This window comes from Paenibacillus hubeiensis (assembly GCF_032334105.1).
Lineage (GTDB): Bacteria > Bacillota > Bacilli > Paenibacillales > Paenibacillaceae > Paenibacillus > Paenibacillus hubeiensis.
In genome coordinates this window covers 1,030,809-1,044,120 of sequence record NZ_JAVYAE020000001.1, presented here as the reverse complement: position 1 = coordinate 1,044,120, position 13,312 = coordinate 1,030,809, and the positions used below count along the sequence as shown (strand labels likewise).

Sequence of the window (13,312 nt, the reverse complement as noted above, 5' to 3'; positions counted from 1 at the left end):
CAAAGTTGCATTGCTTAGCGTATGGACTGACAACTGCAATTAACTTCAGACTGGTACGATTCTATGAAAGAAAAGCAAAAAATCCATGGAGGTTCTACGATGCAAGTAATAAACGGCAAATATATTTTGAGTGAAGATGAATTTCATCAGTTTGAAACGTTTATGCAATATGGGAATTTGAGAGATGCAAAATATGTTTTTGTCGGTATGGAGGAGGGATTATGGCGTTTTAATTATGACGAAAATTTAGAAGGAAGATTAGATTTCCTCTCTCAACATCATGAATTTGTTCATTACGTAGACGAGAAGCATGGATATGAAGGGGGTTGGTATGTTACAGATACACATTCCGCTCCCGCACTTCTTACAGCTATAAATGGTAGCTTGAAAAAAAGGGGCAGGCCGGAAAGCTGGGAACTGGATAGAAAAATCGACCAAACGATGCGTATGCAAATTCGCTTAGCAGCTCTGCTTGAGGCAAACCTTGATTTTTCAGTACTAAAATATTTCACAAAAAATGATGACTATAGCACGTATCCCTTACATAAAAGGGACGGGGAAACAGCAATGTTTGACTGGTATCCGCTTCCTAAGAAAAGCAAAACGGATTTCCCCTATGTCGTTTCAGGAAAATTCGAAAACAGCAGAGAGTATTATAATTACTATGATAACCATGCAACCAATAGAAAACAGTTGATAAGAAATCTCTATGATCATTATCCGATGAATATAAGCATTATTTATGTTGGGAAAGACCGGGGACAATTCAAACTTCTTAAGCACTATGAGGACTTAGGTTTTGAATTTCATGAGTATAGCACTGGGACGATCCCTTCAGGCTTAGATTTACAGCCCGGCAACAAACCAAAAATGTTTATGATCGGTCGAAGAACCAGAGTGGATGGCCACTTGCAATTAGCTGTGATGACACCATTTTTGGGGATGGGGCAGTGCAGTTTCGATGACATAAATGTTATAGCGGCATGGTTGCATTTGGAGCAAAAAAAGGGTGCAAAAAAGGGCGGTATTTCATAAATTATGTCTTTACGAATTTCAAACTGCTGGCAAGAAGAGATAAATCGAAAGCAAGGTGGGGAAGAACCATGTTGACCATTCAACAAGCTGAACTTCAACACAAATCAACGCTGCGCAATCTGTTGGAGCTCTACAAGTATGATTTCAGCGAATACGACCCGGAGGACGTCAATGAAAACGGATTGTATGAATATATGTATCTGGATCATTATTGGACAGAACCGGGGCGACATCCGTTCTTGTTCAGGGTAGATGACAAGCTGGCCGGATTTGCGCTCATTCGCGAACTGCAGCAAGCAGGGGAAGAGAGCGTATACGAAATGGCCGAGTTTTTCGTGATGCGGAAGTATCGAAAGCAGGGCGTGGGCGCGCAAGCAGCCGTTCAACTATTCAATCGTTTCAAGGGTACGTGGAAAGTCGCCGAGATGGAAGAAAACGTGCCTGCCCAGCATTTTTGGCGCAAAGTTATTGCAGGCTATACCTGTGGAACGTATGATGAAATTCGGGAAGCGGGCTGGGAAGGTCCGATACAGCAATTTTCCAATCTACAGATTTCGAAGAGCGGCTGACGTCGCAACAGTAAACGACATAATCGAAGGGGAGCATGCCGGATGGTTACCATACGAAAAATTGAACAGCAGGATTTGCCTGCGCTCAGTCAGTTATATGATGAATTGATAGGTATGCCTGCCAATGTAGATCAGATGGAGCGTATGTTTCGTTTCATCGCGGAGAATGAGCAGTATTATTTGCTCGGCGCATTCCATGAAGGCAAGCTGGCCGGATCGGTGATGGGCATCGAATGCATGGACCTTGTGGGGGAATGCAGGCCGTTTATGGTCATCGAGAATGTGATCGTGTCGCAGCATGTGCGCAAGCAGGGGGTTGGACAGAAGCTGATGGCCGAGATTGAGCGGATCGCGAAGGAGCGGAATTGCGGTTATATGATCCTGGTGTCCGGCGACCAGCGGAAGGAAGCGCATCGGTTTTACGAGAAGCTGGGCTTCGGTGACGAGAAGGTGCAGGGGTACCGGAAGCATCTCTGATTTCGCTTTGGTGCAGATAGATAGACAGCCGTCATCGAAATTTCTTAAAGGATGGCGGCTGTTATCTGAACTGTATCATAAGGCCTTACATAACTACAAAAATAAAAAATGCAATGATTAGAAATATAATTCCAATGATAAAGACAGTTTTCTTCAATTCGGAACGCAACTGCTTTTTTTTAACCCCGATCAGCATTGCAGTCAAAACGATGATAACGTATGCCCCTAGGAGCCATAAAACACCACTCATAGCAGTAGTCAATCGGTTACCTCCTCAAATGAAACGAAATATGTTGTTAAAGTAGTCATCATTGCTTACCAGCATAACGTCTTCTTTTTTGTCTTTTAAAATAAAATCCTGCAATGCTTCCACTCCGAAGACTCCGAAAAAACTCCCTATGAGCCTTACATTGGAAAGATTGAGTTTTAAAGCCAAAGCAGCTATTTCACTGCAACTTGCTGTATTCTCGTTCAAAAACAGATAACAAGTCTAATTTATTCTACTTAAAGTTTCTAATCGTTGATTAAAATCACAATATGATGGAAAAATGTGAGTTTTTTAAAATAAGAAGAATTTAAGTATAACCCAACTCTATACCTGAAGGAATTAATAGTTTCCAGGTACCGTGATTTTTTGGTAAAATAAACGAAGTTATGATAACGGAACGTATGTACGTATTTATGTAATGTGCAGATGAACGAAGGAGGCTTAGATTACGATGCGTATCATCGATAACATCAAAGTATGGGGGGAACCGCTGGAGAACGCAGTCAGCCAGGCCGTGACCTGTTCCCTGCATGGTGACGTGCTGGGCGTGGCCCTGATGGCCGACCATCATAAAGGATACTCGCAGCCTATTGGCGGCGTGGTGGCATACCGCGGCATGATTAGCCCTTCCGGCGTCGGATACGACATTGCCTGCGGCAACAAAGCGATTCGCACCAACCTGTTGTGGAGCGATATCCGTGACCGGATTTCCGGCATCATGGACCAGGTCCAGGCGGAGATTTCGTTCGGGGTGGGTCGAAACAACCCGACGCCTGTCGATCATGAGCTGTTCGACGATGCAAGCTGGAAGCTGTTCGACAGCATTGAGCCGGGGCTGCAGCAGAAGCTGAAAGTCCTGGCGCGCAACCAGCTCGGAACGGTGGGGAGCGGCAATCATTTTGTCGATCTGTTCGTGGAAGAAGCGACGGGCAAGGTATGGGTGGCCAACCATTTCGGCAGCCGCGGCTTCGGGCACAAGGTGGCGAGCGGTTTCCTCAATCTTGCGGCAGGACGGGAATTCGGCGGCAAGGCACCAGGGGAATCCATGGATCAGCCGCCTACGCTCCTCGATCTGAACAGTGAGTTGGGGCATATGTATTGGGATGCGATGACGCTGGCGGGCCGATATGCGTATGCCGGGCGTGATTACGTCATCGATCAGACGGTACGCATTCTTGGGGCTAACGTGGAATATGCCGTGCATAACCATCACAATTTTGCGTGGAAGGAGCAGCATATGGGCGAAGAGGTTGTCGTTGTCCGTAAAGGAGCGACGCCGCTTGCCCCCGGGCAGCTTGGTTTTGTCGGCGGCAGCATGGGCGATATTTCGGTCATCGTGGAAGGCGTGGACAGCGAGGAAAACACAGCCTCATTCCGCAGCACGGTGCATGGAGCCGGCCGCATTATGAGCCGTACGCAGGCCGCAGGCAAAATGAACTACAAGCTGCGCAAACGCATGGGCGGCGAGATCAGCGAACGGCAAATGCATGAGGCCATTCGGGCGTATGGCGTCGAACTCCGCGGTGCTGGCACGGATGAAAGCCCGTTTGTGTATAAAAAACTGCAGGATGTATTGAACGCCCATGCAAATACGCTAAAAATCAATCATGTCCTGCGTCCGGTCGGCGTGGCGATGGCAGGCAGCAACGAATTCGACCCTTACAAGGATTAGGCGCTAGAGTCAACGCAAGCACAACATGGGAAAGATGGTGAACGGTATGAAAAATTGCGCATTGTACAGCTCTCGTTTTGATCTGGACGAGCTGTATGGAATGATTACCTCTCTATATCCGGAAGATACGATCGAGCAGCAACCGGACAAAACCCATATTCGGGTGACCCGCAAGAAATGGTTCAGCAAAAAAAGCAAAGGATTCAACATCATGACCAGCCAGACACATCCCGAGGAATTCGGTCCGATGATTCAGGGCATGATGAATTTCTTTGGGCAGATCGAGGCCGAGAGGCCCTTGGTCCAGGAAAAAGTATTGATCAAATGCTCCACGCTGAACATGGTGATCGGCATCGAAACGGATGAAGACATCGACGAAACGTTCTATGGGGAACTGCTGCAGCTTGCATCCGCGCTGGATGCGGTCATTTTCTGGGGAGGAGGCTCGCTGCTGAATGCCCAGGGGCAATTATTGCTTGACATGGCTGGCCGTTCCGAAGTCGAGGATTACACGGTGACGGCACATACCAGCTATTTGCATGCCGATTTGCAAGAGACCGAGTCCGGAAAGAAAAGGAAGGCGAGATCGGAACGGATATTGTCCGAGCAGGGCATTCCCTATAACGCGAATCTGCCTGTACGAGCGGGGGAAGAGCATACGACGATTCGCAGCAAAGAGGAAGTCGCCGCCCGGGCGGTGGCGCTCTGCATTGCAGCGCTGAAGGGCGAGTGCCTCGGGGTCGGCGAGAGTGCCGAAGACACGGCAGCGCTGGTGCAGGAAGTGATCGACAAGTACGGGGCGGAACGTTTCTTTTCTCCGGCAGAACGGGATTTCGTGCACCAGTTTGGTGCCGAACATCAGGACGTTATTGCGTATTCCTGGGGATACGAAGCGTATGCGGTGATGCTGTGGGCGCTGGGGTACATCGACCAGTTGGGTGCGCCGACAGAAATCTGCAATGTCAGCCAGGCGGTAGGCCATTTGCAGCGGAAGGAGGATTTTGCCGCATTTGTTGCCGATGCCACGATGCGCGGCAAAAGCGAAATCATGGACGAGGCGGATCTAATTTATCGTTATAACTGGGTATGCGTGGATAGCCGCATCAAGGAGCAGGAGCCTCCCGCCGGCTTGATTGGCGGGGTGGCCTATGAACGTCACCGGGCGCTAAACTGGTTGATTTGTTACATGGATCAAGATTGGGACGATGTCCGCACGGATACGTAGGTCCGTCTATATAAACCGCAATAATAAATCCACTAGTGCCCTGCGAGCGCAGTACCATCTTCCGATCGCTGTTTATCCCTTTTTCCTAATCAACGAGGATAACCATCAAATACATGAATCAGCAGAAATCCCCTGTACTGGCAAACGTGCCAAGGTACAGGGGATTTCTGCATATGAAACATAGACCGCGCTATCCGTTGGGCTTACCATACTGTTCGCGAATGATCACGTCGGCCAGGATCAGTTTTTTCTCCACGCTGCTCTCCGGGTTGAGGATGCGCCATAACATCTGGTCTACGGCACGAGCGCCAAGCAGTTCCTTATTGACGTTAACCGTGGCCAGCAGCGGAATGTTGTCGTATACGTTGTCAAAACCGGTGACCACGCACTGTTCGGGGACGTTGATTCCCAAGCTTTGCAAAGCTTCGATGGTATACAGCGCATAAAAGTCGTTGGCACACACGAATACCTCGGGCAGCTTCCCCTCCTCGATAATCGACGAGAGCACTTGCCGAAAATCGATGTCGGGAGCGATCAGCTCCGGCCATTGGTTCATTTCGATGTTGTCGCCCATGAGCACTGCCCCGTATGCAACCCAGCGCTCGTAAAAACTTTGCGCATCCCCGATATCACCCACGAACTGGAAGGATTTAAATCCTTTTCGAATAAGGTAGAGCATGATTTCACGCATGGAAGCGAAGTTGTCGGTGAAAATGCTGTCGGATTGAAATACCGGGTCAAGGTGATCCACCATAACGACGGGGATTCCGAGCCGCTTGATCTCCAGCAGTATAGGCGTCGAGATCGTGCCGACTGTAATGATGCCGCGGATGGCATCCGGGTTCAGCAGGGTGAACAATTGGTCGGCGGAAGGCTCGGTGAGCGTCAGAATATTGATGTTCTTTTGGTTCAAACGGGATGAAATCCCGTTAAACACCGGCCCCCAATAGATGGATTCCTGGTTTTGATAGCGTACGTTGGGAAACAGGATCAGAATCGTTCCGCTCCAGCGCACGTTTTGGGGATCTTGCAGATCATTGCCGTTATGTTGATCGCCGGACAAGGTGCTGTTGTCCTTAAAATACCCAAGTTTGCCTGCAGCTTTAAGGATCATGTCCCGCGTTTGCTCGCTGACGCCCGATTTGCCGGAAAGCGCGCGTGAGACCGCAAATTTCGACAGTCCTGTAAAGTGCGCAATTTCCTGAATTGTTACCTTCGTCTTCATCATACCATCCTTACACTCGTAGTTCTGCCGTTTATCCGTAATGAGACATCAAGCTGACTCTAGTATACATGATTCATTTTCATGAATCTAATGATGGATTGCCATAACCGGAGCAAAATGAATACGGGCAAATCGAGAGAAATCTACTAATCAAGCACAACCAGTCTACTGGAATGAAGTATCGTTTCGGTTCGCTGTTATCCCTTAATTTTTTTGCGGTTTATATACATATTTTTTTGTTTTGTTATTTCTGTTAAATAACATGATGTGTAGGAGTGAAACGATCTCTGTAGATGAGGAATGAATTCGGAAACAGGATAATATCGTTATAACAGGGGTTTTTAAGCTTACACAACCATGATACCAGAAAAAATAGAAAAAGTTAACAACAAAAATGTTGACGCTTACATTTCCGTATGTTAAATTTTGTTTGTCATAACCAAACAATAAAATAACGAATATTGACGATTTGTTTAATTCGTTAGGTTTGGTTGTTTATTACCTTTGAAGGGGAAAGTGGGTTACACACATTCGGGGAGGTTGTGGGAAGCATGAGAAAAACGTGGAATTTTTTATCGCTTCTGTTATTGAGCATGGTTTTGGTTATTTCCGGTTGCAGCGGCGGAGGGGGAACTTCGCCAGCAGCCGAAAATGAGCAAAACGCTGAATCAGGCACCGACACGGGAACCGCCCAAAACAACACGGAGAGCAATACAGAACCGCCTGCGGCAGACGTGCCGGACTTGAACGGCAGGGTCATTAAGGTTGCTGCCTGGTGGGACCTGAAGCCGGCGGGGGAAACGGCATCCGACAAGGCGCGCCTTGACAAGATAGCCGAGGTGGAGAAGAAGTACAACGTCAAGATTGAGTTCGTGAACGTGCCTTTCGAAGAATACATGAACAAGTTCACGACGACCGCCCTTGCCGGCGAGCCGTTTGCGGACATCGTGCAGATGGAGTATAAATCGGCGCTTCCGGCCATTCTCAAGGGCCAATTGCTGCCCCTGTCCGAATTTACCACCGACGATAACAATATCAACAAGGAAGCGAACCTGATGACCAAATACCCGGCCATCGCCGGCGACTACTATGCATTCGATACACCGACCAGCATCGGTCTGGGGATGCACTATAACCGCGATTTGTTCAAGAAACTGTCGCTCCCCGATCCACAGGAGCTTTACAACAAAGGGGAGTGGAATTGGGACAAATTCCTGGAACTGGCGAAGCAGGCAACCAAGGATACGGATAACGACGGAAAGATTGATGTGTACGGATACTCGGGTTGGGCGATTGACGCGCTTCGCCACTTTACCGCAGCCAATGGCGGAACGATCGTAGACGACGAAAATGCCAAAGAAGGATTGTCCGATCCGAAAACGATTGAGGCCGCCGAGTTCGTCAAACGACTCTATAACGTGGAAAACGTCGTGAAAGTGAAGACCGGCGACAAAACCAATTGGGAAGAGTCCAACACCTTCAAGGACGGGGACGTCGCCCTGTTCACCGCTGCGGAATGGCAGCTTGGCGATATTACGTTTGCCGCCGGCGTCGTCCCGATTCCGAACGGCCCTCAGGGCAGCAAGGAAGTGACCTACGCCAACAATGCAGCTTCAGCCAAGTTCATTCCCAAAGGGGTCGAAGACCCGCAAATCGTGTATCAAATCTGGGAAGAAACGTTTGACATCCCGCAGATCGAAGAATATCCGGGCCAGGATTACCTGGAAAGCCGTTATACCGACGAGAGGGATATCGCCATGATTCGCGAGCATATCGCGGGCACGGGGCGCATCCTGCTGGATGATGCCTATGCAGGGTATCCGATCGGCGATTATGTAAACGATATCATCAAAAACAATGCGTCCGTGACCGCCACCGCCGAAAAATACAAGGCACAGGCTCAGGCCGCTGTCGACAAGCTCGGCAAACCATAATTCCAGCACAATCGGAAAGGGGTGTCGCGTGCCCGCAATGATGCACGGATGCCCCTTTTTCCGAGGTGCCGACGGAGGCAATGCTGGCATCAGCCTTGATGAGGAGGACTCGCAGGATGGCTGGAATGCAACGACGAAAAAAAAGAATTCTCACAGCTGCGATTGGGGTGGCTGCAGCGTTGTGCGTCATGCTTGTTCTGATTAACGGCATGGACGCGAAGAGCGAGGAAGTGCCTTCGGGACCCCTGCCCGAGATACAGGTGGATGCCGTTTTGCAGCAAACCAGGCAAAAGAACGGTTACGAGCAATATTTGTCGCGGGTGGGCACGGATGCCAGGCCCGAGGTAGACATCACTATCGAGGCCGGAAGTTATGCGCGGGCCGAGGGAGACGATGTGCGCCGGCTCGAAAACTACGAAGGCATGAAGGGTGTATCGTTGTACACGGGGGAAACGGGTCTCGTGGAGTGGGAGATCGACGTTCCCGAGAGCGGGCTTTACAACCTTTCCGCCGTATATTACCCGGTTGAAGGCAAGAGCTCTGCCATAGAGCGTGCGCTCTACATCGATGGCGAGCTTCCTTTTGCGGAAGCGGCTTATTTGCAGTTCGACCGTGTATGGGGCAATGAGAAGCAGGACGTCCAGCAGGACAATCAGGGCAACGATCTGCGCCCGAAGCAAGTGGAGAAGCCGCGTTGGATGGAGGAGACGTTTCGGGATTCGGACGGTTATGAACAGGAAGCCTTTCGGTTTTATTTGGCCAAAGGCAAACATGTGCTGACGCTGAAATCTTCGCGCGAACCGATGGTGATCCGTTCACTGCGGCTGTTCAATGACAAGCAAGCCGTGCCGTACGCGGAAACGGAGGCGGCCCGGCAAACGGATTTGTCCGGACAGCCGAAGGGGATCGTCCTGCGGATCGAAGGGGAAGCGGCCACCGCCAAGTCCTCGCCCACGCTGTACCCGACCAGCGAAAGATCGAGTTCGGCCGTATCGCCGTACAGCGCTTCCCGGATTCGCGTCAACACCATTGGAGGCTACAACTGGCGCCTGCCGGGCCAATGGATCGAATGGGAAGTCGACGTGCCGGAGACCGGACTTTACCATATCGGCTTTACCGCCCAGCAAAACTTTGTGAAAGGCATCTATTCGACCCGCAAGCTGACGATCGACGGCGAGGTGCCCTTCGCCGAAATGAACAAGGCGCCGTTCCGTTATGAGAGCGGTTACCGCGTGGACGTTCTGGGCGGCAGCGAACCATATCGGTTCCGGTTGGAGAAAGGCAAACATGTCATCCGGTTGGAGAACAGCCTCGGCGACTTCGCCCCGCTGATCCGCCATGTGGAGGACAGTTTGTACAATCTGAACTCCATGTATCGCCGCATTTTGATGATTACGGGCACCAAGCCCGACGAATTCCGCGATTATCGGGTCGAGCAGCAAATCCCGAACCTGCTGGAGGTGCTTGAAGGCGAGAGCAAGCGGCTCAAGCAAGTGGCAGCCCAGCTGCGGCTGCTGTCCGGGCAATCCGGCGATCAGGAAGCGCTGCTAAAGACGATGTCCCAGCAGCTGGACGAGATGGTGGAGGAACCGGATACCATTCCAAGACGGCTCGCGGCCTACAAAACGAATGCGGGCGGGCTTGGCACCTGGGTGCAGCAGGCGAGAGAACAACCGTTGGAGATCGATGCGTTGTATGTTACGTCGGTCGATGAGCGGATTCCCGAAACCGGCATGGGGCCGATGGCCAAACTCGGCCACGAAGCCAAAACGTTCTATAATTCGTTTTTCATCGACTACAACCAGATCGGCAACGTTGCATCCTCGGAGGAACAGCGCGCGATTACGGTATGGATCGGCAGCGGACGCGACCAGGCGAATACGATGAAAGCGATGATCGACGAGACGTTTACGCCGGAGACCGGCATCAGCGTCAATCTCAAACTGGTCAACATGGGCACATTGCTGCCTGCTACGTTGTCGGGAGACGGCCCGGACGTGGCGATGCAGATCGGCAACGACTTGCCCGTCAATTTCGCGATGCGCCATTCTGCCGTGGATCTGACGCAGTTCGGCGATTATGCCGAGGTGAAGCAGGAGTTCCGCGACAGCGCCATCGTGCCTTACGAATACGATTCGGGCGTCTATGCCCTGCCGGAAACGCAAACCTTCAACATGCTCTTTTACCGCAAGGACGTGCTTGAGGAGCTGGGGCTCGACGTGCCGCAGACTTGGGAAGACGTGGAGAGCACGCTTGCGATCTTGAGCAAAAACCATATGGAGTTCGGCATGCCGGTCGTGGCTCAGGCCAACATGCAGGGGGTCAACATCCCGCCGAACTCCCAGTACGCCACGATGCTGCTGCAAAACGGCGGGGCGTTCTACCGCAATGACGGCAGAGAGTCCGATCTCGACTCGCGAATCGGCATCGAAACGTTCAAGCGCTGGACCGAGTTCTATACGGATTACAAGCTGGAACGGGAGTACGATTTCGCCAACCGCTTCCGTACCGGGCAGATGCCGATTGGTTTGAGCGACTATACCACGTACAACCAGTTGTCCGTGTTTGCGCCGGAAATTCGCGGCTTATGGGGATTTGTGCCGGTTCCCGGCACCGTCCAGGCGGACGGTTCGCTGAATCGGGACGTTCCGAGCACAGGCAGCGCCGTCATGATGCTGCAGAACGCGCAGGATAAGGACGCCGCATGGGCGTTCATGAAATGGTGGACCAGCACGCCGATCCAGGCCGAGTTCGGCCGGGAAATGGAAGGGCTTATGGGCGCAGCCGCGCGTTATCCGACGGCCAACATCAAAGCGCTGGATTCCTTGCCGTGGCCGGCCGAGGACTATGCCAACCTTAAGAAGCAATTCGAGAGCGTGCAGGGCATTCCGGAAGTGCCGGGCGGGTATTTTACGGGACGCCACCTGTTCAATGCGTTCTACAAAACGGTCGTCGGCAACGTCGAGGCCAGGGAATCCATCATGGACTACACCCAATACATTCAGGACGAGATTCGGATCAAACGCAAAGAATTCGGTCTTCCGTAAGCAGAGGGAGGGTTAACCGTGTCGCAAATATCTCTCCGGGATGGGCAGGACGCCTCTCCCGGCCAATCGCCAAGAAGGGGCATGAAGGCCTGGTGGGGCTGGAAGCTGAAGGAAGTGAAGGCAAGCAAACATTCCTATGTGCTTCTGGCTCCGTACATGCTCCTGTTCACCCTGTTTACCGTCATCCCCGTCGCGGTCTCCATCATTCTCAGCTTCACGTACTTCAACATGCTGGAGTTTCCGCGGTTCATCGGTTGGCAGAACTATACGCGGCTGTTCCTGGAGGACGACGTCTTCCTGATCGCGATCAAAAACACGCTGCTTTTTGCCATCATCACCGGTCCGGTCAGTTATATCGCGTGTTTCGTGTTTGCCTGGATCATCAATGAACTGACGCCGAAATGGCGGGCATTCATGACGCTTATTTTCTATGCGCCGTCGATTTCGGGCAACGTGTATTTCATCTGGCTGATGATCTTCTCGGGTGACCGCTACGGCATCGCGAACGGCCTGCTGATCAAGTGGGGCATTCTGCTGGAGCCGATCCAATGGCTGAAAACGGAAGCGTACATTATGCCGATCCTGATTCTGGTCCAGCTGTGGCTCAGTCTGGGAACCGGGTTCCTCGCCTTCATCGCGGGACTGCAAACCGTCGACAAGTCGCTGTACGAGGCGGGTGCGGTGGACGGCATCAAAAACCGCTGGCAGGAGCTGTGGTACATCACGCTCCCTTCGATGCGGCCGCAGCTCATGTTCGGGGCGGTCATCCAGCTCACGACGTCGTTTGCGGTTGCGGACGTGTCGATCGCGCTGGCCGGATTCCCGAGCGTGAATTACGCGGCGGAGACGGTCGTCACCCATCTGATCGATTTCGGAACGACCCGGTTCGAGATGGGATACGCCTCGGCCATTGCCACCGTGCTGTTCATGATCATGGTCGGCACGAACCTGTTGGTGCAGAGAATGTTGAGAAGGGTGGGGGAATAACATGGCCGCGATCGCTACCGGCAAAAAACGGATCAACCGCTCGCGCGCGGGCAACTTCTCCCTGTTCGCCCTATTGCTCGTTTTCGGTGCGTTTATGGTGCTGCCGCTCATCTATGCCATCAACAATGCGTTCAAACCGCTTGATGAGATTTTCACTTTTCCGCCGACCCTGTTCGTGAAAAATCCGACGTTCAGCAATTTCACCGATCTGATGAACCTGCTGAGCGATTCATGGGTGCCGTTCTCCAGGTACGTATTCAACACCGTGTTCATTACGGGCATCGGCATCGTGGGCCACGTCCTGCTTGCCTCGGCGGCGGCTTACCCGCTGGCGAAGCACAAATTCCCTGGCAAGGCGTTCATGTTCCAGGTCGTCGTCCTGTCGCTGATGTTCACGCCTGCGGTCACGGCCATTCCGAACTACATGATCATGTCTTGGATCGGATGGATCGATACGTACTGGGCCGTGATCGTGCCTGCGTTCGCCTACTCGCTTGGGCTGTACTTGATGAAGCAGTTCATGGAGCAGATTCCGGATGCGCTGCTGGAAGCGGCCAAGATCGACGGCGCCAGCGAGTATCGCATTTTCTGGTCCATCGTCATGCCTAACGTGAAACCGGCCTGGCTGACGCTGATCATCCTGCTGTTCCAGATGCTGTGGGGCAGCGACGGCAATGGCTATATCTATAGCGAACAGTTGAAGACGCTTCACTACGCGGCAGGCCAGATCGTGCTTGGCGGCATCTCGCGTGCCGGGGCTGCTGCCGCGGTGGCGCTCATCCTCATGAGCGTGCCGATCACGCTGTTTATTTTCTCGCAGAGCCGCATCATCGAAACGATGGCGAGCTCCGGCATGAAGGAATAGGGGGATCG

General features: G+C 52.0%; 11 protein-coding genes. 9 read left to right on the top strand and 2 right to left on the bottom strand.

Going from position 1 to position 13,312, the window contains the following annotated elements:
* Window positions 1-99: 99 nt before the first annotated feature.
* From RSX24_RS04950 to RSX24_RS04940, 3 genes are all read left to right on the top strand, one after another.
* Entirely contained in the window at window positions 100-1,035 is a 936-nt protein-coding gene (locus RSX24_RS04950) for a hypothetical protein (RefSeq protein WP_343259815.1), read from the top strand.
* A 68-nt stretch (window positions 1,036-1,103) separates the two neighbouring features.
* Window positions 1,104-1,604, top strand: coding sequence for a GNAT family N-acetyltransferase (locus RSX24_RS04945; protein ID WP_343259814.1), 501 nt, complete (start codon window positions 1,104-1,106; stop codon window positions 1,602-1,604).
* Between the two features lie 42 nt (window positions 1,605-1,646).
* A complete protein-coding gene (locus tag RSX24_RS04940; RefSeq protein ID WP_236416098.1) occupies window positions 1,647-2,081 on the top strand; it encodes a GNAT family N-acetyltransferase in 435 nt (144 codons plus the stop codon).
* Between the two features lie 85 nt (window positions 2,082-2,166).
* Here RSX24_RS04940 and RSX24_RS04935 read toward each other — a convergent pair whose 3' ends face one another.
* Window positions 2,167-2,343 carry a hypothetical protein gene (locus RSX24_RS04935; protein WP_236416096.1) on the bottom strand — a complete coding sequence of 59 codons (177 nt, stop codon included), beginning with the start codon at window positions 2,341-2,343 and terminating at the stop codon, window positions 2,167-2,169.
* A 457-nt stretch (window positions 2,344-2,800) separates the two neighbouring features.
* On the opposite strand from RSX24_RS04935, the gene RSX24_RS04930 reads away from it, so the two are divergent.
* Window positions 2,801-4,021, top strand: a complete 1,221-nt coding sequence (locus RSX24_RS04930) for an RtcB family protein (RefSeq protein ID WP_438286757.1) — start codon at window positions 2,801-2,803, stop codon at window positions 4,019-4,021.
* A gap of 46 nt (window positions 4,022-4,067) precedes the next feature.
* A complete protein-coding gene (locus RSX24_RS04925) occupies window positions 4,068-5,246 on the top strand; it encodes a DUF4272 domain-containing protein (RefSeq protein ID WP_343259813.1) in 1,179 nt (392 codons plus the stop codon).
* Window positions 5,247-5,436: 190 nt separating this feature from the next.
* On the opposite strand, the gene RSX24_RS04920 is transcribed toward RSX24_RS04925, so the two are convergent.
* Complete coding sequence (locus tag RSX24_RS04920; RefSeq protein WP_339277006.1) at window positions 5,437-6,471, bottom strand: LacI family DNA-binding transcriptional regulator; 1,035 nt, start codon at window positions 6,469-6,471, stop codon at window positions 5,437-5,439.
* 551 nt (window positions 6,472-7,022) lie between these two features.
* Here RSX24_RS04920 and RSX24_RS04915 point away from each other — a divergent pair.
* From RSX24_RS04915 to RSX24_RS04900, 4 genes are all read left to right on the top strand, one after another.
* Entirely contained in the window at window positions 7,023-8,405 is a 1,383-nt protein-coding gene (locus RSX24_RS04915) for an ABC transporter substrate-binding protein (protein WP_236416092.1), read from the top strand.
* Window positions 8,406-8,521: 116 nt separating this feature from the next.
* The gene (locus RSX24_RS04910; protein WP_343259812.1) at window positions 8,522-11,452 is read left to right on the top strand and encodes an extracellular solute-binding protein; all 2,931 of its coding nucleotides are present in this window, start codon (window positions 8,522-8,524) and stop codon (window positions 11,450-11,452) included.
* 81 nt (window positions 11,453-11,533) lie between these two features.
* The gene (locus tag RSX24_RS04905; RefSeq protein WP_236416334.1) at window positions 11,534-12,439 is read left to right on the top strand and encodes a carbohydrate ABC transporter permease; all 906 of its coding nucleotides are present in this window, start codon (window positions 11,534-11,536) and stop codon (window positions 12,437-12,439) included.
* A gap of 1 nt (window position 12,440) precedes the next feature.
* A complete protein-coding gene (locus RSX24_RS04900) occupies window positions 12,441-13,304 on the top strand; it encodes a carbohydrate ABC transporter permease (RefSeq protein ID WP_236416089.1) in 864 nt (287 codons plus the stop codon).
* The last annotated feature ends 8 nt before the right edge of the window (window positions 13,305-13,312 follow it).

Coding starts and splice junctions, on each gene's coding strand:
- RSX24_RS04950 (WP_343259815.1), top strand. CDS start 100: ATGCAAGTAATAAACGGCAAATATATTTTGAGTGAAGATGAATTTCAT.
- RSX24_RS04940 (WP_236416098.1), top strand. CDS start 1,647: ATGGTTACCATACGAAAAATTGAACAGCAGGATTTGCCTGCGCTCAGT.
- RSX24_RS04900 (WP_236416089.1), top strand. CDS start 12,441: ATGGCCGCGATCGCTACCGGCAAAAAACGGATCAACCGCTCGCGCGCG.
- RSX24_RS04925 (WP_343259813.1), top strand. CDS start 4,068: ATGAAAAATTGCGCATTGTACAGCTCTCGTTTTGATCTGGACGAGCTG.
- RSX24_RS04915 (WP_236416092.1), top strand. CDS start 7,023: ATGAGAAAAACGTGGAATTTTTTATCGCTTCTGTTATTGAGCATGGTT.
- RSX24_RS04945 (WP_343259814.1), top strand. CDS start 1,104: ATGTTGACCATTCAACAAGCTGAACTTCAACACAAATCAACGCTGCGC.
- RSX24_RS04930 (WP_438286757.1), top strand. CDS start 2,801: ATGCGTATCATCGATAACATCAAAGTATGGGGGGAACCGCTGGAGAAC.
- RSX24_RS04920 (WP_339277006.1), bottom strand. CDS start 6,471: ATGAAGACGAAGGTAACAATTCAGGAAATTGCGCACTTTACAGGACTG.
- RSX24_RS04910 (WP_343259812.1), top strand. CDS start 8,522: ATGGCTGGAATGCAACGACGAAAAAAAAGAATTCTCACAGCTGCGATT.
- RSX24_RS04905 (WP_236416334.1), top strand. CDS start 11,534: ATGAAGGCCTGGTGGGGCTGGAAGCTGAAGGAAGTGAAGGCAAGCAAA.